General features: G+C 43.6%; 16 protein-coding genes and 1 tRNA gene. 9 read left to right on the top strand and 8 right to left on the bottom strand.

What is annotated here, in order from left to right; all coding sequences use genetic code 11:
• Positions 1 to 7 precede the first annotated feature (7 nt).
• The 3 genes from dsbG to H571_RS0109315 all read left to right on the top strand — a co-directional run bounded on the left by dsbG (position 8) and on the right by H571_RS0109315 (position 1,861).
• The gene (gene dsbG, locus H571_RS0109325) at positions 8 to 913 is read left to right on the top strand and encodes a thiol:disulfide interchange protein DsbG (RefSeq protein WP_027849065.1); all 906 of its coding nucleotides are present in this window, start codon (positions 8 to 10) and stop codon (positions 911 to 913) included.
• 8 nt (positions 914 to 921) lie between these two features.
• Positions 922 to 1,734: a TlpA disulfide reductase family protein gene (locus H571_RS0109320; protein ID WP_027849064.1), complete on the top strand. Its 813-nt coding sequence runs from the start codon at positions 922 to 924 to the stop codon at positions 1,732 to 1,734.
• 50 nt (positions 1,735 to 1,784) lie between these two features.
• Positions 1,785 to 1,861, top strand: a tRNA-Arg gene (locus H571_RS0109315).
• Between the two features lie 59 nt (positions 1,862 to 1,920).
• Here H571_RS0109315 and H571_RS14820 read toward each other — a convergent pair.
• Positions 1,921 to 2,958 (bottom strand): sensor domain-containing diguanylate cyclase, encoded by a 1,038-nt coding sequence (locus H571_RS14820; protein WP_036218037.1) that lies wholly within the window; start codon positions 2,956 to 2,958, stop codon positions 1,921 to 1,923.
• A 432-nt stretch (positions 2,959 to 3,390) separates the two neighbouring features.
• Here H571_RS14820 and H571_RS0109305 point away from each other — a divergent pair, with 432 nt between their 5' ends.
• On the top strand, positions 3,391 to 5,028 hold the full coding sequence (locus H571_RS0109305; RefSeq protein ID WP_027849063.1) for a sodium:solute symporter family protein: 1,638 nt from the start codon (positions 3,391 to 3,393) through the stop codon (positions 5,026 to 5,028).
• Between the two features lie 23 nt (positions 5,029 to 5,051).
• Entirely contained in the window at positions 5,052 to 5,189 is a 138-nt protein-coding gene (locus H571_RS15955; protein ID WP_169445772.1) for a putative transporter small subunit, read from the top strand.
• A gap of 74 nt (positions 5,190 to 5,263) precedes the next feature.
• On the opposite strand, the gene H571_RS16035 is transcribed toward H571_RS15955, so the two are convergent.
• Both H571_RS16035 and H571_RS16030 read right to left on the bottom strand, forming a co-directional pair.
• A complete protein-coding gene (locus tag H571_RS16035; protein WP_211219786.1) occupies positions 5,264 to 5,803 on the bottom strand; it encodes a GGDEF domain-containing protein in 540 nt (179 codons plus the stop codon).
• 97 nt (positions 5,804 to 5,900) lie between these two features.
• The gene (locus H571_RS16030; RefSeq protein WP_211219785.1) at positions 5,901 to 6,185 is read right to left on the bottom strand and encodes a hypothetical protein; all 285 of its coding nucleotides are present in this window, start codon (positions 6,183 to 6,185) and stop codon (positions 5,901 to 5,903) included.
• 188 nt (positions 6,186 to 6,373) lie between these two features.
• Here H571_RS16030 and H571_RS0109290 point away from each other — a divergent pair, with 188 nt between their 5' ends.
• Both H571_RS0109290 and mog read left to right on the top strand, forming a co-directional pair.
• Complete coding sequence (locus H571_RS0109290; RefSeq protein WP_027849062.1) at positions 6,374 to 6,778, top strand: hypothetical protein; 405 nt, start codon at positions 6,374 to 6,376, stop codon at positions 6,776 to 6,778.
• 9 nt (positions 6,779 to 6,787) lie between these two features.
• Positions 6,788 to 7,318 (top strand): molybdopterin adenylyltransferase, encoded by a 531-nt coding sequence (mog, locus tag H571_RS0109285; protein WP_027849061.1) that lies wholly within the window; start codon positions 6,788 to 6,790, stop codon positions 7,316 to 7,318.
• A gap of 64 nt (positions 7,319 to 7,382) precedes the next feature.
• Here the strand turns inward: mog and H571_RS0109280 are convergent, their stop codons facing one another.
• From H571_RS0109280 to H571_RS0109260, 5 genes are all read right to left on the bottom strand, one after another.
• Positions 7,383 to 8,873 (bottom strand): MFS transporter, encoded by a 1,491-nt coding sequence (locus tag H571_RS0109280; RefSeq protein WP_027849060.1) that lies wholly within the window; start codon positions 8,871 to 8,873, stop codon positions 7,383 to 7,385.
• Between the two features lie 17 nt (positions 8,874 to 8,890).
• Entirely contained in the window at positions 8,891 to 9,367 is a 477-nt protein-coding gene (locus H571_RS0109275) for a universal stress protein (protein WP_245562339.1), read from the bottom strand.
• 36 nt (positions 9,368 to 9,403) lie between these two features.
• Positions 9,404 to 10,996 carry an MFS transporter gene (locus tag H571_RS0109270; RefSeq protein ID WP_027849058.1) on the bottom strand — a complete coding sequence of 531 codons (1,593 nt, stop codon included), beginning with the start codon at positions 10,994 to 10,996 and terminating at the stop codon, positions 9,404 to 9,406.
• A gap of 250 nt (positions 10,997 to 11,246) precedes the next feature.
• Positions 11,247 to 11,909, bottom strand: coding sequence for a two-component system response regulator NarL (narL, locus tag H571_RS0109265; RefSeq protein ID WP_027849057.1), 663 nt, complete (start codon positions 11,907 to 11,909; stop codon positions 11,247 to 11,249).
• A gap of 30 nt (positions 11,910 to 11,939) precedes the next feature.
• Positions 11,940 to 13,796, bottom strand: coding sequence for a histidine kinase (locus tag H571_RS0109260; RefSeq protein WP_156887861.1), 1,857 nt, complete (start codon positions 13,794 to 13,796; stop codon positions 11,940 to 11,942).
• Between the two features lie 216 nt (positions 13,797 to 14,012).
• Between H571_RS0109260 and H571_RS0109255 the strand changes: the two genes are divergently transcribed.
• Positions 14,013 to 17,762, top strand: coding sequence for a nitrate reductase subunit alpha (locus tag H571_RS0109255; protein ID WP_027849055.1), 3,750 nt, complete (start codon positions 14,013 to 14,015; stop codon positions 17,760 to 17,762).
• Positions 17,759 to 19,315, top strand: coding sequence for a nitrate reductase subunit beta (gene narH, locus H571_RS0109250; protein ID WP_027849054.1), 1,557 nt, complete (start codon positions 17,759 to 17,761; stop codon positions 19,313 to 19,315). Before H571_RS0109255 ends, narH begins: the two co-directional genes overlap by 4 nt.
• Positions 19,316 to 19,320: the final 5 nt, after the last annotated feature.

Here is a 19,320-nt window from a genome sequence, read left to right as displayed (position 1 = left end):
CACCGTTATGACGCGCTACCTATCTTTATTTTTTTCTGCACTTACCCTTAGCCTACTCCTAAGTTTTACCAGCCAAGCTTGGGCGCAAGACCAGCTAACAGAGCCAAGCGAAACAACTGAAATAGCTGAAGCAGAATTTTTACCTGAACTTGATCCAAGCGCTTTACCTGAACCTATTCAACACCTTAAAAATAAAGGACTCGATATTGTACGCACATTTCCGGTAGGTGCATCCCTCACTGGTTGGGTTGTTAACTACGAAGGTAGCGATATGGTTGTTTATACCACTAATGACGGTGAGTTTTTAATTAATGGCGTGTTGCTAGATGCACAGGGTAATGACTTAACTGAAAACCATCAAAAAAACTGGATTCCACGCCCTAGCTGGGATGATCTAGCCACCAGCCACTTTATTACAGAAGCCAGCCTTGCAGTTGATCAAGAAGCACCAGAAAAAAACCTAACTAGGTCGACACTTTATATGTTTTACGATGCTAACTGCCCTTTTTGTCACCTAGCCTGGATAGCCTTACAACCCTACCGCGAAGCAGGGCTAGAAGTACGTTGGATTCCGGTTGCCTACCTAAAACCTGATAGTCGTGACAAGGCTGCGGCTTTGCTAAGCACACCCAAAAGTGAGCAGGCAGCACTTCTAAAAGCAAGTATGCAAGCCTTTGGAACCAATACCTCTGAATTTAGTAAACCACCAAGCACTGCAAATAAAGACCAACTACAAACCAATATGAACCTAATGCAATCTTTAGGGCTTAATGGTACACCGGGTTGGGTTTGGCTAAATGAAGAAGGTGAAATGCAAACCCATTCAGGCATGTTGCGCCTACCCAAGCTACCTAGCGTGACAGGCTTGCCCGCACAAAAACACACTGAACCCACTTTAATGCGTTTTCGCTAAGATAAAAAATGGAAGCTATCACTTTAGGCCCTTTAGTTCTGCCACTCAGCCGCTTACCTGGTCTAGTGGCATTGATTATTTTGTTAGTGAGCAGTGAACTCCTTAATAAGCGTTATCCTGGCCTTGCTCGCTGGGGCTGGCTAACCGCCCTAGCAGCAACACTAGGCTCTAGGCTGGTTTATGCCGCTGGTACCCCTTCGGCTTATTTAAAAGAACCTTGGACTTTGCTGTATTTTTGGCAACCTGGCTTTAGTGTTTGGGGTGCCGTTTTATCAGCAACAATTTTTACGGGTCTTTATCTTTATAACAAACCACAACTAGTCATTAGGGGGGGTATTAACTTAGGTATTGCTAGCCTTGTTGGTCTAGCCCTACTGCTGCTAACACCCGGCAACCAATTCACTAGCGAAGCCTTACCCTCCCAGGCTTTTACTAACCTTGCAGGTGAAGAAGTATTACTCACTGAATTTCAAGGCAAGCCACTGGTGGTTAATATGTGGGCCACTTGGTGCCCACCCTGCCGCCGCGAAATGCCCATGTTAGAAAGCTTTGAAGATGACGACCGAGTACAGCTAATAATGATAAACCAAGGCGAAAGCCCAGTAGCCGTAGATCAGTTTTTACGCAGCCAGAATTTAAGCTTTAGTGCAGTGCTGATTGATATTCACCAAAAGGCAGGCAGAATTTTTAGAGCACCCGGTTTGCCCGCTACGGTATTTTATAATGCCAAAGGCGAACAAGTGGACAGACACTTTGGTGAATTAAGCCGCGCACAAATAGAAAGGTTTATTCAACAACAAGCGGCTGTGCTGGACAAATAACCACTAGCCCCCTACAATTCCTGACCTTGTAAACACCCTTTACAAGAAGTGCGCTAGTAGCTCAGTTGGATAGAGTGTCGCCCTCCGAAGGCGAAGGTCGTGGGTTCGACTCCCGCCTAGCGCGCCATCACCTCTCTAAACACAGTCTCCCCAAAAACCACTAAACAGTCTTAAAAGGCTGTTAATCTAATGGTGCTGGTAATAATCTCGTTTATTAGCGTACATATTTTTATCCGCTAGGCTTAATAGCTCTTTTGCTGTTACTCCATGTTCAGGAAAAATAGCTGAGCCTTGACTTACATAACTATGTATTTCATGGCCTTCAATTTGAAAAGGCTCTGCCATGGTGGCGTTAATACGATTCATGCTTTTCTCTACGCCTTGACTGTCTTTAATGTCTGTTAGAAGCACAATAAACTCATCTCCACCTAGACGTGCCAAGGTATCGGATTCTCTAAGCAAGGCTTTAAGGCGCTGGGTTACTTGTTGAAGCAGCAAGTCACCTAACTCGTGACCATAGGTATCATTCACTTGTTTAAAACCGTTAAGATCAACAAAGACTACTGCTAGCTGGGTATTGTTGCGCTTTGCTCGTGTTATTGCCTGCTCTAATCGGTCGTTAAGCATGACTCGGTTGGGTAAGCCTGTTAAAGAATCATGGAGTGCTAGGTACTGCATTTTTTCTTCTACTGCTTTACGGTAAGAAATATCGGTAAGCATATTTAGCGTTGCTGGCTTTCCTTGCCAAACAATCGCCACTCCACTTATTTCAATAGGGTAGCTATTACCATTTTTGCGTAAAAATAAACTTTCATAACGCTGTGGAGCTTTTTTTCCTGCTAAACGTTTTTGATAATTAGCTAGCATTGCCTCTCGTGCCGAGGGGTGAATAAGTGGTAAAAAGGAGTCTAGTGCCTTAAGTTCTGTTCTGGTATAACCACTCATTTCACTCATTCTTGGGTTGGCATACACCAATCTTTTATCTTGTACAACCGCAATCCCTTCGTGTGCTGTTTCAACCAAATAACGAAAAGAGTCCGAGTCCTCACGCAAGCTTTCTAACTGCATATTTTGCTTTTTAAGCCTACTACGGTAGTAGCTAGTAAAATAAATAAGCGTGGCGAGCAAAGTTAAAACTAGTAGCAAGCCAACCCAAAATAAACTTGGGCTAAGCCAATAGCCACCTCTGGCTGGGTCTTCTGCTAGTCTAATGTAGCTTTCCATAAGTTGGCCTCTGAGATCCTTACAATCTATAACTTAACACAATATAACCTTACTTTTGGCGAGTATAAATCACTTATTTAAGGGTAAACCAAGGCCAAAAATAAGGTTTGCACTTTACAGCTTTAGGCGTGAATTGGCTGTTCAAGGCTTTTTCGGGTAGAATGCTAAGCCTACTGCGAATAAAAAGCCTTTCTAGTCAGTAGGTTACTGTTAAGCAAACAAGTAATTCATTTATTTTGGAGGTCATTATTCATGGTCACGGTAGCACTTAGCTTCCACCAACCAATCTTTAGCAAGCCTTTACTCTGCATTCAAAACATCTCGCTTCCTACTTAAATACCATCCTTTAATTTTCTCGTATTTAATGCCGCCACCCTGTTTTAGAGAGGGCTGGTTTTTTGTGCTTATTTTTTACATTAAGAGACTAAAACGATGGAATTAGATTTTTATCAATTCTCTACCGCCACTGTATTGCTAATGCTTGCAGCTTTTTATGGCGGTACATATTTATTAACTTTAATGATTCGTAAAAAAAATGAAAATGCTGATGCCTATATGGTTGCTAACCAGCGCATAGGTATAGGCTTAGCTTCTTCTAGTATGACTGCCACTTGGATTTGGGCTGCATCTTTTTATGCTGCAGCTACTTCTGGCTATACCTATGGTGTTTCTGGTCCCTTACATTACGGTCTTTGGGGTGCGTTGATGATTTTGTTTATCTACCCCTTTGGCCAGCGCTTTAGAAAGCTTGCCCCTAAAGCCCATACTTTAGGTGAGCTTATTCATGCTAGGCACGGTTCCTCTAGTCAATTAATTTTAGCTGTGTCTAACGTCTTAGGTAGCACCATTAGTTTAATGGTTAACTTTACTGCTGCTGGTGCTTTGGTTGCGGTCTTATCACCTTTGTCTTTTCAGGCAGGTGTAATTATTGCTGGCGTGGGTGTACTGGCTTACACCTTCTGGTCTGGTTTTAGAGCAGCAGTCTTTACTGACTTTATTCAACTGGTTGCTTTAATGGCCATTGCGGTGGTGATTATTCCTGCCATTTTGTTTGCTATGGGTGGCCCTAGTGCTTTTGTCACCGGTTTAAGTAGCTTAACTTTAGAGCAGCAAAGCTTCTTTTCTAAAACAGCCTTTTTAGAACAGGGTGCGCCCTTCTTCTTTGCTGTTCTCGCTTATGCAGTGGGCAACCAAACTATCTCACAACGCTTATTTGCAGTAGATGAGAAGCACATTAAATCAACTTTTATTACTGCCACTTTAGGTTACGGCGCTATTGTTATTGGTTTGGGTATGATTGGTTTATTGGCGCTTACTGCCGGTATTGAACCAATGAATGGTGATACCAACAACCTAATACCTCAGGTGGTTTCTACTTATTTGTCACCTATTATGGTTGCGCTGTTTTTCTTGCTGGTTATTAGTTCGCTGTCTTCGACTGCTGACTCAGACTTGTGTGCACTTTCAGCCATAATGATGGCAGATGTGTATGGTAAAAATATTGCTAAAGACAAGCCTGACCCAACGCGCATGTTATTTATTGGCCGTATCACTATGGTAGCTGCTACTGCCATAGGTATAGTTTTTGCCAGCTTCTCTTTAGATATTTTAGTAATGCTGGTGTTTGTGGGTGCCTTATGGGGCGCGATTGTTTTCCCAGTAATTGCCAGTGTGTTTTGGGATAAGGTTACCAATGCTGCCTTTACCTGGTCGGTTACCGTTGCCATGCTTTTATTCTGCTTAGTGCGCTTTGAGCTACTACCTATGGTTGGCTTAATTGCTTATGTTTTTGAAGCGTTTAGTGCGGTGGGCGCTGCGGTGGTTATTGGCTTAATGGCCTTTGCTTTCTTGGGCGTTCGTTTAGGTGCAGTGTTTGGCGTTTTAGCGGGTATTGCAGCGCTTTACTTTAACCTTGGCTTTATGCGTGATTACACAGTTTTATTAGCTTCTCTTACTGCTTTTGGGGTAAGTACGCTGGTGTGTACGGTTATGAGTTTAATGAGTAAAGCACCTAGGTTTGATTTCGGCACAATTAATGAAGAAGTACAAAGCTACGATCCATCTGCATAAAACCATTTCATTAGGAGTTTTTTATGAATACTAAAACCGCCCTTTATTCTTTATATATTTTAATGTGGCCTGCACTAAGTCTAGGCGTTCTTTTATATATCTTACGCTCAGTAGTGCGTGATGCTAGAGAAGCCAAAAAGCAGAATAAGGGAATAGTGTAAATCTGGCTTCCTAGTTTTTTTGCCTAAGTGGCAGAGTAAGAGGCGGGCTAATATTCGCCTCTTACTCAATAAGACTAGTTGGCGGCCCTTATCTGATTCCTGCCATTATTTTTTGCCACATAAAGAGCTTTATCTGCCTCAGCAATAAGTGAATCTAATGTTTTAGTGGCAACAACTTCTAGTGCGCTCACTCCAAAACTAGCAGTACAAGTAATCTGCCCTTTGCTGTGAACAATTTTATTTTTAAAAAAGGCTTGGCTTAATCGCTCAGCCAAGGTTAAGGCTTGCTCTAGGGTTGCTTGCGGCATAAGTATGGCAAACTCTTCACCACCCAAACGCGCCAAAACATCGGATGAGCGTATTTGTCCTTCAGTAACTCTTGCAATAGAAACTAGGGTTTCATCACCTAATGCATGACCATAACGGTCATTAATTTGTTTGAAGTAGTCTAAATCAAACATAATTAAAGCAACTGGCGTAAGGTTACGCTCAGCTTGATGCAGCAGTTGTTTACCTAAATTAAAAAAAGCACGGCGGTTATTTAAACCTGTCAGGGCATCGGTATCTGCCAGTTGCTCTGCCTTTAAACGGGCATGCTGAAGCTCTTCTTCCATTAGCTTCCGATCTGTTATGTTGGTTGCCACTTCTATACGTACTAACCGCCCATCTAACCAAGGTACAGCTTGATCTCGGCATTGATACCACTGATTATTAGCCGTATTTTTTATTTCCGTTATTTGTACACCCGTTGGCTTGCCTTGGTTTGTCTAGCAATATAGGGTTAGTACAAAAGCTGCATGGGCCAGTCTGCTTGGTTTGTAATACCTGCCAACATTTGCGTCCAGCCGGATTACCCCATTTTTTACGACCATACTCATTCATAAATAAGAGTTCGTGGGTATCCATATCCGCTACATAAACGAGCGCATCAAGACTATCTAAAATAGTGGTTACTGCTTGATGACTGGTGTTTAAGTCTTTATTGTTTGAGTTCATTGAGTAGTGAGGCTCTTCTATTCATATCAATTTCTTACATATTATCATCTGATTATATACATTACACTAACCTAGTCTAGACGACTACCTATCTCCAAGTAGGTAGTTCTACTGCCACTTCTGTGCTGACACCTTTAGCCCCCTCTGTTGTTAAGATATTACTTTATCCTCTAGGGTGGAGTTCCCCCATGTCTATTGAAAATTATGCTGATTTAATCACTACTGCAAAAAATGAAACTAACCCACAGCGGTTACTATTTGTTTTTGCTAAAGCCGTATTACCAGACGATGCAACCCCTGAAGAAAAAGCAGCTTTTGAAAAGGGTGAAGGTGGTGCACTCGATCCAATTTTATGTGTGGATAAAACACCCGAAGAAGCGGCTAGTTTTGCTACACTTGTTGCCGAAGCTGAAACGACAGGGCATTCTTGGGATGTAGCTTTTATTTCTGCCATGAGTGGTCATGCTGGACAAGCGCTAAATAGTGATGAATGTGTTCAACCTTTAAATATGATGGTAGAGCAAATTCGCCTAGGTAAAATTTCTCAGTTTTTGGCGATCAGTCGGGACGGTGAATTAATTGAGATTTATTGAGGATACTTAATGAGTGAATCTGCACGTATTGGAATTGTAACGGTTAGCGATAGAGCCAGCTCAGGTGCTTATGAAGACCTATCTGGCCAAGCAATTATTAACACCTTAAAAGATTATTTAACCAGTCCTTGGGAAGCAGTTTACCGAATTATTCCCGATGAAAAGGACATCATTGAATCCACCTTAAAAGACCTAGTGGACTACCAAGGCTGCTGCTTGGTTATTACTACGGGTGGCACGGGGCCTGCACTAAGAGACGTTACCCCTGAGGCAACAGAAGCAGTTAGTGACAGAATGATGCCCGGCTTTGGTGAGTTAATGCGTGCTGAATCTTTAAAGTATGTACCAACAGCTATTTTATCGCGTCAAACTGCGGGGCTAAGAGGTAGCAGTCTTATTCTAAACCTACCTGGTAAACCTAAAGCTATCCGCCAGTGCTTAGATGCTGTTTTTCCTGCTATTCCTTGCTGTATCGACATTATGGAAGGCCCTTACCTTGAGTGTGACGAGTCTGTCATCAAGGCTTTTCGACCCAGTTAATTTTTTTCTAGCAATAAAAAAACCGCCAAGTGCTTAAAAGTGCTTGGCGGTTTTTTATGGCTTATTATTTACCTTGTTGGGCTTCTTGCTCGGCAATCATTCTATCCACTGATGAAATATAATATTCATCTCCGAAGGCATCTTCTGGCTCTTTTAACCACACCAGACAAATGAGCCAGCTAACAAAAGCACCCCCAGCAATAATATAGAAGAACTGGCTTGGCGTTACATAGGTGAAAAGTGTTAAGTAAACCACTGCACCCACATTACCATAAGCCCCAGCCATACCCGATATTTGCCCTGTTACCCTACGTTTAATGGAAGGAATAATACCAAAGGTTGCACCCTCGGCACCCTGTACAAATATTGAAGTAAAGATAGTCACTGCTATAGCAATAATAATTGGCCAAGAAGAATTCAACATACCCATTAAGACAAAGCCAGCTGAAATTCCAAACATATAACTCAGCATTACAAAACGTCGATTACCCATACGGTCTGAAACCATGCCACCCATAGGGCGAGCAACTAGGTTTACAAAGGCAAAGGAAGCAGCAATTAAACCGGCGGTTGCTGCATTAAGCCCCCAAGTTTCTTCAAAAAACATCGGCAGCATAGAAACAACAGCAAGCTCTGCGCCAAAGTTAGCAAAGTAGGTAGAGTTAAGTGCCGCCACACTATTAAAACTATAGCGATCATCTTCTGGCACACCTTTCTTTAATATAGGTACGTTAACACGCAGTATTTGTACTAGCTGGTAAACAACCACCAAAGCAATAACGGCATAGGCTATCCAAGCACCTGTTTCGGTTATATAACCCATGTTTTCTATACGCCAAACCAAAATAGCCAAGACACCCACTAAAGGTATTGTCCAAAGCATTAGCTTAACCATATCGCCCCAAGTGCTAACTTCTAAGGCTGCGGTTTTACGAGGTTTACGGTGGGCTTTTTCATCGGGTCCATCAGTAATAGCAAACCAGTAATAAACACCGTAGGCAGCCATAACAATGGCACTCTGACCTATCGCCCAGCGCCAGCCATCGTCACCACCGTACATAGTTAAAGCAATGGTCGGTAAAGACATGGCCGCAGCAGCGGAACCAAAGTTACCCCAGCCGGCATAAAAGCCTTCTGCAAAACCTATATCTCTAGGTTTAAACCAAAGGGCGGTCATGTGAATACCCACCACAAAACTAGCACCGATAGAACTTAAAACTAAGCGTGAAACCAACAACTGGGTAAGGGTTGAACCAAAAGCAAAGGTAAGTGCGGGAATCGACATGGTGACCATAAGTACAGAAAACACTCGGCGCGGGCCAAAGCGGTCTAACGCCATACCAACAATGATGCGTGCTGGTATGGTCAATGCCACGTTACAAATAGCAAAAAGGCGTAAATCATCACGCGTTAGCCAATCAGCACTTTTTAACATGCTAGAAGCTAAAGGCGCCATATTGAACCAAACATAGAAGGTTATAAAAAATGCAATCCAAGTTAGGTGTAATGCACGAATTTCAGGGCTACGAAATTTAAAAACTGCGGAAACTTTCATAACAATGCTTCCTTTTCTTATGGGCTAGGCAGAATTAGCAAAGGACATTCCACTCTACGAGCAAGGAAAGAGGTCACACTTCCTAGCGTCATATAGTCCAATTCATCTACAAAATAACTAAGGGATTGCGCAATAAAACCACCATCAGGTTGATGACTATGCCTAGCTACAACCAAGAGGTTAGGTACTAATTTTTTAGAAGCTTGCAGCAACATTTTTCTAGGATCACCCTCAGTAATCAAAATATCACAAGTAAGCTTTTGCTCTTCAATAAAAGCTTTGCCTTCTTCTAAAGCTTGTTTTAACTCGTTATATTCCTGTTGGAATAAGTCTTCATTTGCATCGGATGCTGCCCGTGGGTTTTCAGCAACAGCCATAAGTAACAGGGTAGGATTTAATGCCCCAAACAATGACAAGGTTTGTGCTAAAGCCAGCTTGGCATTTCTTGATCCGTCGTAGGCAATCAGTATTTTCATTTTGATATCCTCAAACATTAACTGCCCCTGTCGTTGCAGAGGCAGAATGGATCTTTAGGGGTTCTTTACGTAGGCGTTACTGCGAAGGTAAAACCACCAGTTAACGACCAAACAAAGTGCATAAAAAACAGCAAAGCCATACATTGCCATTTCAGGTGTACCCGCACGTATTTGACCACCCATAACTATCGGGGCAATAAAAGCACCGTAGGCTGCTATGGCAGAAGTCCAACCTAATACTGGGCCTTTTTGTTGTTGATTAAAAATTACCCCAATGCTGCGGAAGGTAGAACCATTACCTATACCACTGGCTGCAAAAAGCACCACAAAAAGCAGTAAGAAGATATAAAAATAGCTATTAGGATCATTCGAGTTATATGCCAGCATCATCACATAACCCGTAGCAACAGAAGCAACAACCATAACTACAGAAATGATTTGCGTAACAATTGCACCACCCACCTTATCGGAAATCCAACCACCCACAGGACGAATAAGTGCACCAACAAAAGGCCCTATCCAAGACCAGGTTAACGCACTAGGTGCATTGGTATTAACAACCCGCATCATGTTGCCCTCGGCATCTACCTGCATAAGGTTGCCAAAAATAACGCTGATAGAAAGGGGAAGTGCTGCTGAAAACCCAATGAAAGAGCCAAAGGTAAGTATGTAAAGCACCGTCATGGACCAGGTGTGCTTATTAGAGAAAATACTAAATTGCTTTTTAATGTTGGGCTTAATATCACCAGGAATCATTTTTAATAGAAACACAGTAAGCACTATGGTTAGAGGTAAAGCCAACCACATGCTCATGTATTTAAGGGCCAGCACACCCACAATAGAAGTGATTATACCTACTAGATACAAGCCAAGAATCTTACCAAAAGCGGCAAAAGGTGTACCCGGATTAGGTGTAATAACACGCAAGTTATTCATACCCAACCAACCAGCAAAAGCTAAAGGCACTAAGAAAACCAGCCACACAAACCCAGCATTTTGAATCCAAGTATCTGTACCAGCTTCTATACGGCCAATTAAAGTACCACTGGCTTTTTGTAAGGCTAAAGGCTCACCAGCTAAGAAACCAAACACACCCACGGTCATAACTAATGGAATAAGTATTTGCATGGTAGTAACGCCAAAGTTACCTAAACCAGCATTCATACCTAAACCATAACCCTGTTTGCTTTTAGGGAAAAAGGTACTGATATTGCTCATGGAGCAAGCAAAGTTACCGCCACCTATACCAGATAAAAGCGCTAAAGCTTGAAACACAATTAAAGGCGTAGCGGGATTAGTTAGGGCAATACCCGTACCTAAGGCAGGAAATATCAATAAGGCAGTGGTTAAGAAGATGGTATTACGCCCACCGGCAATGCCTATCATAAAGGAGGCTGGAATACGCAAAGTTGCGCCTGAAAGCCCTGCAATAGCTGTTAGCGTAAAAAGCTGCTCAACGCTAAAAGAAAAACCCAAATTTTGCATTTGGGCGGTAATCATTCCCCACATTAACCAAACGGCAAAGCCTATCAGCAGGCTGGGAATGGATATCCAAAGGTTGCGGTTGGCGATTTTTTGACCTTTCTCTTTCCAGTAGGTCTCATTTTCGACATCCCAATCGTGTATGTCTTGATTTGTTTTAGCCATGGTCGTATCTCTTTTCCGTAGTGAATACAAAGCTGCCACTTACTGAATTTAAGATACGCCTTAGCTATTAAAAAATAAGTTACTCAAAATAGGTAGTTCACTTACCTCTACTCATTAAGTGATAGTCAAAAAAACAACTCAAGCCTTTGTTTTTATTATGTTTTTTTAATTATCGCCTAAATTTTCTTTAAAAAAACTTAACCATTAGATTTTTGTAGGTATTTTTCTCTGCCTAACTCTAGGCTAGTGCTTACGCTGGATGGCGTGTCACCCCTTCTTGAACCGCCCAAACAGCCACCTCAACCCTAGAGCGCAGCTTCATTTTTTTAAGCAGGTTTTTAACATGCACTTTTACTGTGCCTTCGGTGACATCTAAACGCCGAGCAATCATTTTATTAGACAAGCCTTCAGCAATTAAACGCATAATTTGCATTTCACGCGCTGTTAAATTAGCAATATCTGGCCCAGAAGCAGGTGAACGCTGATTGCGTAATGCTTCTGCTAAGAGCGCGGTTAACCTTTCACTCACCACCATTTTACCTAGCGCAGCTTGGCGTAATTGTTCCAAGAGTTCTTCTGGTTCCATATCTTTTAACAGGTAACCATCCGCACCCGACTTCAAAGCAGCGACTACGTCTTCTTCGTGATCAGACACGGTAAACATTACTATGCGTGAAGCAACACCTTCGGCACGCAGTTGTTTTAATACTTCTATGCCATTAGTACCTGGCATATTTAAATCTAAAAGAATTAAGTCTGGGTCTAGTTCCAGCGCCATTTTAACGCCTTCTTCTGGGAAACCTGCCTCACCCACCAGCATCAAATCTTCTTCATCCTCTATAAGTTGACGTATTCCTTTACGCAAAAGTGGGTGGTCATCAATAATGACAATGCTTGCTTTTTCTTGGCTCATTTTTTTACCCTGCTCAAATTTCTTTTACTTTTATGCTGACACTTTCTCTGCTTGCTGCTTAAGTAAAGCAGGCATAAAACTTAAATAAAGCCCCACACCCCCTGCTCTAAGGTTGTAGAGGTTTATTTTGCCACCCAGAGTAACAGCTCTATCACGCATAATAATTAAGCCATAGTGCTGGTCTGGTGAATTAGCTTCATTAAAACCTCTACCATCATCCTCTACCGCCACTTCAACCTCATCCCCTCGCCTTCTTACTTTAACCTTAACACTGCTTGCCTTAGCATGTTTCATTACATTAGAAAGCGCTTCCCTTACCACCTGCAAAACATGAATTTCTTCATTTGGGCTTAACAAGTCTGAAGGCAAGTCGAACTCTAAAAATATAAGAAAACCTAAGCGCTCTGAAAATTCTTCAACAGTTTTTTCTAAGGCTGCACGCAAACCTGGTTTATCTAGCTCCAAGCGAAAGGTTGTTAGAAGCTCACGGAGTTGTCGATAAGCATTATTCACACCTGTACGCACTTCAACGAGGGTTTCTTGCTGTTTGGGTGAAGTGTTTTCTTTTTGTTGTTGTTTTTGTAAACGGCTAATTTGTATTTTTAAATAAGACAGTGACTGGGCTAAAGAATCGTGAAGTTCACGGGCAATAATGCTGCGCTCCTCTAACAATGAAAGCTGCTGACCTTCTTGCATTTGCTGTTGAATATAAATGGCGGTGGCTAGCTGATCTGACAGGGTTTGCAATAAGCGTACCGATCTTTGGCTTAACTGGCGACCAAGGGGATAGGCAACATCCAGTGTGCCTAAACGCCTACCCGCTGTGGCTACGGGCAAATAAAGGTGTTCGTGACCGTTAGTAACAATTGAATTATCGAGCGAGCTTTTATCTATGCAGGCAGAGCAGTCTAGGTTACGGCAATAGATAGGGCGAGATGCACTTAGGGTAGTCATTACCTTAATGCTTTTTTGTTGGTCATTAATGTAAAGGTTGATTGAACCTATATCGATCAGCTGTTCTAGCTTTTTCAACATGGGCACAGCCGTTTGGCAAATATTATCACTATTCTCATAAAGCAGACGCCCAGCATCATGTAATAGCTGTAAAGCTTGGTGGCTGCGCTCTAGTTCTAATGTTTTTTGGGAAACCAGTTTTTCTAAATGGCGGTAATTAGAGGAAAGGTCTCGTGACATATCATTGATAGCCTCCCCTAAGTCAGCTAGCTCATCTTCATTTTGTGCATGTTGACGAACAACAAAGTTGCCTCTACGCACTTCTTTTACCTGAGACATCAGCTTGCCTAAGGGAATAACCACCTTTTCTCGTATATCAAAAAATGCCACCACAATGGCAACAAAGGCTAAAAGCATAAAAGTGGTTTGAATAAAAATTTGCAGCTTAACTTTCTTGTCTGTACTTTTTTCTAAAGCTGAAACCATGCTGTCAATTAAGTGATACTGGGCATCTAGCAGGGCTTCTAGTTCAATAAGCTGCCTAGCGTTATAAGTAGCTACCTTTACAAACTTAGGTTTAATGTCACCCTGCCATTTTTCTACAACGGCTAAATACACAATATGCAGATTATTGTCGTTAGCACGCGGTATAGCCGTTACTAGTTCTTCGCTAGCTAAGCGATCAGCAAACCCTTTAATTGCTTTTTCTAGGTTGAGGCTTTCTGTCTGATAGCTTTTATCTAAACGTATTTCTTGCAAGCTGTTGATGATACGAAAGGTTTGCATACGTAAAGAGCCAGCAATGTTCAGTGCTGCTGCATCGCCTTTCATTCTGTCAGAAATAATATAAGACGCCAGAATACTGGTAATGGCCATAGCACTAATAATGACCATGTGTATAGCTATGCGGGTTACAAGGGATTTTCTTTTCACAAGTAGCAACTCTATTCGTAGTTTAACTGCCTCCACCTTCCCACAAACAGCCAGGTCTGAGTGTATCCCTTAAGGGGTAATTTGGTTGTTTCTGGTGGTATTCATACAGTAATTGTTTGAAACCTAGTACAAACTCAGTTGTGAAGCGGGCAGTTTTGCTGGTTTATTTAAGCCTACAAATTGCTTTTTTATCCTGAGGAGTCCGGGAGAGCGACTATGAGTCACTTCATCGATCGACTGAATTATTTTAAGAAATCAAGGGTGCCCTTTGCTAATGGGCATGGCGAAACGCAAGTAACCAATCGCGACTGGGAAGATGGTTATCGCCAGCGGTGGCAGCACGACAAAATTGTGCGTTCTACCCACGGTGTTAACTGTACGGGTTCTTGTAGCTGGAAAATTTACGTTAAAAATGGCCTAGTCACTTGGGAAACCCAACAAACTGACTACCCACGCACCCGCCCCGATTTACCTAACCATGAACCTCGCGGCTGTCCGCGTGGTGCTAGTTATTCTTGGTACATGTATAGCGCTAATCGCCTTAAATATCCATTAATGCGTAAATCGCTGATTCAATTGTGGCGTAAGGCGCGTAAAGAGTTTAGCGACCCTGTTGATGCTTGGGCATCCATAGTGGAAGACCCTGCCAAAACTAAACTTTACAAAGCACGCCGTGGTTTGGGTGGTTTTGTGCGTTCAGACTGGGAAGAAGTTAACGAGCTAATTGCTGCTTCTAACGTTTACACAGCTAAAGAACATGGCCCAGACCGCATTATTGGTTTCTCGCCCATTCCTGCCATGTCGATGATTTCTTACGCTGCCGGTAGCCGTTATTTGTCTTTAATTGGTGGTGTCTGCTTAAGTTTCTACGACTGGTACTGTGACTTACCACCCGCTTCACCCATGACTTGGGGCGAACAAACCGACGTGCCTGAATCGGCTGACTGGTATAACAGTAACTACATTATTGCTTGGGGTTCTAACGTTCCGCAAACCCGTACACCTGATGCCCACTTCTTTACTGAAGTTCGCTACAAGGGTACTAAAACCGTTGCTATTACGCCCGACTATGCCGAAGTTGCCAAGCTAGCTGACCAGTGGATTAACCCTAAGCAGGGTACTGATGCTGCTTTAGCTATGGCTTTTGGTCACGTTATTCTTAAAGAATTCCACCTAGACAACCCTAGCGAATACTTTACTGATTATGTGCGCCGTTATACCGACATGCCTTATTTGGTTATGTTGGAAGAACGTGAAGATGGTGTTTATGCACCTGGCCGTTTCTTACGCGCCAGCGACTTTTCTGACCAGCTAGGCCAAGAAAATAACCCAGACTGGAAAACCATTGCCATAGATGAAGCGTCTGATAAGTACGTAACACCTAATGGTTCAATAGGCTTCCGTTGGGGCGAAAAAGGTAAATGGAACCTAGAAGAAAAAGCCAACGTCGATCAAAAAGAAGCCAAGCTACGCCTAAGTTTAATTGATGCCCACGATGATAAAGTTAAAGTAGGTTTCCCCTATTTTGGCGGCATTAAGCACGAACACTGGCAGCACGTTGAGCACAACAACATAGTTAAGCACACCCTACCTGTACGGAATATTCAGCTAGCCGATGGCAGCCAAGTAAAAGTGGCCGCTGTTTATGACCTGATGATTGCCAACTACGGTATTAGCCGTGGCCTAGGTGATGACGATGGTGCAACTAACTACGATCAAATTGCTCCCTACACCCCAGCTTGGCAGGAACAAATCACCGGTGTACCGCGTGAAACCGTCATTCGTATTGCCCGTGAGTTTGCTGATACAGCACACAAAACCAAGGGTCGTTCGATGATTATTGTGGGTGCTGGTATGAACCACTGGTACCACATGGACATGAACTACCGTGGCTTGATGAACATGCTGATTTTCTGCGGCTGTGTTGGTCAAAGTGGTGGTGGTTGGGCGCACTATGTAGGCCAAGAAAAACTTCGTCCACAAACTGGCTGGACTCCGCTTGCCTTTGGTACTGACTGGACACGTCCACCACGCCACATGAACGGTACGTCTTTCTTCTACAATCACTCTAGCCAATGGCGCTATGAGAAGTTGGAAGTTAGCGAAATTCTTTCGCCCTTAGCTAACCCTGATAAGTACAAGGGTAGCTTAATCGACTTTAACGTTCGCTCTGAGCGGATGGGTTGGTTGCCTTCTGCACCTCAGCTAAATACTAACCCGCTGCATATTGCGGCTAAAGCTAAAGCGGCTGGTTTATCGCCACAAGACTATACAGTTAAAGCGCTTAAATCAGGTGAAATTGCTTTTGCTTCTGAATCCCCCGATGACCCTAAAAACTTCCCTCGCAACCTGTTTATCTGGCGTTCTAACCTCTTAGGTTCGTCCGGTAAAGGTCACGAATATATGCTTAAGTACCTATTAGGCACCAAGCATGGTTTGCAGGGTAAAGACTTAGGCCAAGAAGGTGGCGAAAAGCCGTTAGAAGTTGAATGGCGTGATGACCCACAAGATGGCAAGTTAGACTTGTTGGTTACTTTAGATTTCCGTATGTCGACTACCTGTCTTTATTCAGATATCGTTCTTCCGACCGCTACTTGGTACGAAAAAAATGACCTGAATACCTCAGATATGCACCCCTTTATTCACCCCTTAACAGCGGCGACTGACCCAGCTTGGGAAGCCCGTAGTGACTGGGAAATTTACAAGGGTATCGCTAAAGCCTTCTCCAAAGCTTGTGTGGGCCACCTAGGTGAAGAAACCGACCTAGTTACCCTACCTTTACAGCATGACTCGCCTAACGAATTAGGTCAGGCTTTTGAAGTGAAGGATTGGAAAAAAGGTGAATGCGATTTAATTCCGGGCAAAACAGCGCCTTCGCTTATTACTGTTGAGCGTAACTACCCAGAAACCTATGCACGCTTCACTTCGCTAGGCCCTGCGTTAGATAAGCTAGGTAATGGCGGTAAGGGCATTAACTGGAATACTGATCCTGAAATTGAACTGCTAGGACAGCTTAACCATAAGCAACTAACAGGCTCTTCAACGGGTCGCCCAAAAATTGATTCAGCCATAGATGCGGCTGAAGTCATTCTAACCCTAGCGCCAGAAACCAACGGCGCAGTGGCGGTTAAAGCTTGGCAGGCGCTCTCAGACATTACTGGCTTAGAGCACACCCACTTAGCTAAACCTAAAGAAGACGAAAAAATTCGCTTCCGCGATATTGTTGCCCAGCCACGTAAGATTATCTCTAGCCCTACCTGGTCTGGCTTAGAAGATGAACACGTTTCTTACAACGCTTGTTACACCAATATTCACGAGCTAATTCCTTTCCGTACTTTAACGGGTCGTCAACAGCTCTACCAAGATCACCCTTGGATGCGTGACTTTGGTGAAAGCTTTGTATCTTACCGTCCGCCCATTAACACTAAAGCAGCAGCACCCTTGCTGAATGCTAAGCCCAATGGCAACCCTGAAAAGGCGCTGAACTTCTTAACGCCTCACCAAAAATGGGGTATCCACAGTACCTACAGCGACAACCTACTCATGCTGACACTTTCACGAGGCGGCCCCATTGTGTGGCTAAGTGAAGACGATGCTAAAGAAATTGGCGTTGAAGATAATGACTGGATTGAAGCCTTTAATGCTAACGGTGCTATCGCTGCCAGAGCTGTAGTAAGTCAGCGTGTTATGCCCGGCATGGTGATGATGTATCACGCTCAAGAACGCATCGTGAATGTCCCTGGCTCTGAAGTCAGTGGTACACGTGGCGGTATTCATAACTCAGTAACCCGTGCTTGCCCCAAACCGACCCACATGATCGGCGGCTATGCACACCAAGCTTATGGTTTCAACTACTACGGAACCGTTGGCTCTAACCGTGACGAGTTTGTAATCGTGCGCAAAATGAAGCGTGTTGATTGGTTAGACGGTGAAGGTAACGATTATCAGCAGGAGGCAGTGAAATGAAAATTCGCTCTCAAGTTGGCATGGTGCTCAACCTAGACAAGTGTATAGGCTGCCACACCTGTTCTGTGACCTGTAAAAACGTTTGGACCAGCCGTGAAGGTATGGAATACGCTTGGTTCAATAACGTAGAAACCAAACCTGGTATTGGTTATCCCAAAGATTGGGAAGACCAAGACAAATGGAATGGTGGTTGGATTAGACGTAACGACGGCAAAATTGAACCCCGTATTGGCGGTAAATTCCGTGTTCTAGCCAATATCTTTGGTAACCCAGATTTACCCGATATTCACGACTACTACGAACCCTTTGATTTTGACTATCAGCACTTGCATACCGCTGGCGATGTAGAACACCAGCCGGTTGCTCGTCCACGCTCGGTTATTACCGGTAAGCGGATGAATAAAATTAACTGGGGTCCTAACTGGGAAGAAATTCTAGGTACCGAGTTTTCTAAGCGCCGTGCTGATAAAAACTTCGATCAAATTCAGGCCGATATTTACGGCCAGTTTGAAAGTACCTTCATGATGTACTTGCCCCGCCTTTGCGAGCATTGCCTTAACCCAACTTGCGTTGCTTCCTGTCCAAGTGGCGCAATTTATAAGCGCGAAGAAGACGGCATAGTACTGATTGACCAAGACAAGTGCCGTGGCTGGCGTATGTGTATCAGCGGTTGCCCTTACAAAAAGATTTACTACAACTGGAAAAGTGGCAAGTCTGAAAAGTGCATCTTCTGTTACCCACGTATCGAAGCCGGTATGCCAACCGTTTGTTCAGAAACCTGTGTTGGACGTATTCGTTACCTAGGCGTACTACTTTATGACGCTGACCGTATTCAAGAAGTAGCCAGCACGCCAGATGAAGGTGATTTGTACGAAAAGCAGCTAGAGATTTTCCTTGATCCAAATGACCCTGAAGTGATTGCTCAGGCTCGCAAAGATGGCATCACTGAAAACGTACTCAAAGCAGCGCAAGCATCACCGGTTTGGAAGCTTGCAATGGACTGGCGTTTAGCCCTGCCCTTGCACCCTGAATACCGTACTTTGCCTATGGTTTGGTACGTACCACCACTATCACCCATTCAGTCAGCAGCCGATGCTGGCAAACTAGGTCATAGCGGTGTGTTACCAGACGTAGATAGCTTACGTATTCCTGTGCGCTACCTAGCTAACCTGCTAACCGCAGGTGATGAAAAGCCAGTATTGCTTGCCCTCAAGCGCTTAATGGCCATGCGTGAATACAAGCGTGCTCAACAGGTTGATGGTGTAGAAGACCTACGTGCGCTAGATGAAACTGGCTTAACCCAAGCTCAAGCTGAAGACATGTACCGTTACCTTGCTATTGCTGATTATGAAGACCGCTTTGTCATTCCAACCAGCCATAGAGAACAAGCACGCGATGCTTACCCAGAGCGTAACGGTTGTGGCTTCTCCTTTGGTGATGGTTGCCACGGTGACAGCAAGTTCAGCCTATTTGGCGGTAATAAAACTACCACAACCATGGTGGAAAAAATCAGTGCGGTTAAGCAAGTCGACCCTGCATTGTTAAAAGACTAAGGAGA

The sequence above is a fragment of the Marinospirillum minutulum DSM 6287 genome (assembly GCF_000422325.1).
Lineage (GTDB): Bacteria > Pseudomonadota > Gammaproteobacteria > Pseudomonadales > Halomonadaceae > Marinospirillum > Marinospirillum minutulum.
The sequence above is the reverse complement of the archived record's forward strand: the minus strand, read 5'-3'. Positions and strand labels throughout refer to the sequence as shown.

What these genes read in the sequence shown, in the direction of transcription:
- dsbG (WP_027849065.1), top strand. Translation starts at nt 8, where the DNA reads ATGACGCGCTACCTATCTTTATTTTTTTCTGCACTTACCCTTAGCCTA.
- H571_RS0109320 (WP_027849064.1), top strand. Translation starts at nt 922, where the DNA reads ATGGAAGCTATCACTTTAGGCCCTTTAGTTCTGCCACTCAGCCGCTTA.
- H571_RS14820 (WP_036218037.1), bottom strand. Translation starts at nt 2,958, where the DNA reads ATGGAAAGCTACATTAGACTAGCAGAAGACCCAGCCAGAGGTGGCTAT.
- H571_RS0109305 (WP_027849063.1), top strand. Translation starts at nt 3,391, where the DNA reads ATGGAATTAGATTTTTATCAATTCTCTACCGCCACTGTATTGCTAATG.
- H571_RS15955 (WP_169445772.1), top strand. Translation starts at nt 5,052, where the DNA reads ATGAATACTAAAACCGCCCTTTATTCTTTATATATTTTAATGTGGCCT.
- H571_RS16035 (WP_211219786.1), bottom strand. Translation starts at nt 5,803, where the DNA reads ATGGAAGAAGAGCTTCAGCATGCCCGTTTAAAGGCAGAGCAACTGGCA.
- H571_RS16030 (WP_211219785.1), bottom strand. Translation starts at nt 6,185, where the DNA reads ATGAACTCAAACAATAAAGACTTAAACACCAGTCATCAAGCAGTAACC.
- H571_RS0109290 (WP_027849062.1), top strand. Translation starts at nt 6,374, where the DNA reads ATGTCTATTGAAAATTATGCTGATTTAATCACTACTGCAAAAAATGAA.
- mog (WP_027849061.1), top strand. Translation starts at nt 6,788, where the DNA reads ATGAGTGAATCTGCACGTATTGGAATTGTAACGGTTAGCGATAGAGCC.
- H571_RS0109280 (WP_027849060.1), bottom strand. Translation starts at nt 8,873, where the DNA reads ATGAAAGTTTCCGCAGTTTTTAAATTTCGTAGCCCTGAAATTCGTGCA.
- H571_RS0109275 (WP_245562339.1), bottom strand. Translation starts at nt 9,367, where the DNA reads ATGTTTGAGGATATCAAAATGAAAATACTGATTGCCTACGACGGATCA.
- H571_RS0109270 (WP_027849058.1), bottom strand. Translation starts at nt 10,996, where the DNA reads ATGGCTAAAACAAATCAAGACATACACGATTGGGATGTCGAAAATGAG.
- narL (WP_027849057.1), bottom strand. Translation starts at nt 11,909, where the DNA reads ATGAGCCAAGAAAAAGCAAGCATTGTCATTATTGATGACCACCCACTT.
- H571_RS0109255 (WP_027849055.1), top strand. Translation starts at nt 14,013, where the DNA reads ATGAGTCACTTCATCGATCGACTGAATTATTTTAAGAAATCAAGGGTG.
- narH (WP_027849054.1), top strand. Translation starts at nt 17,759, where the DNA reads ATGAAAATTCGCTCTCAAGTTGGCATGGTGCTCAACCTAGACAAGTGT.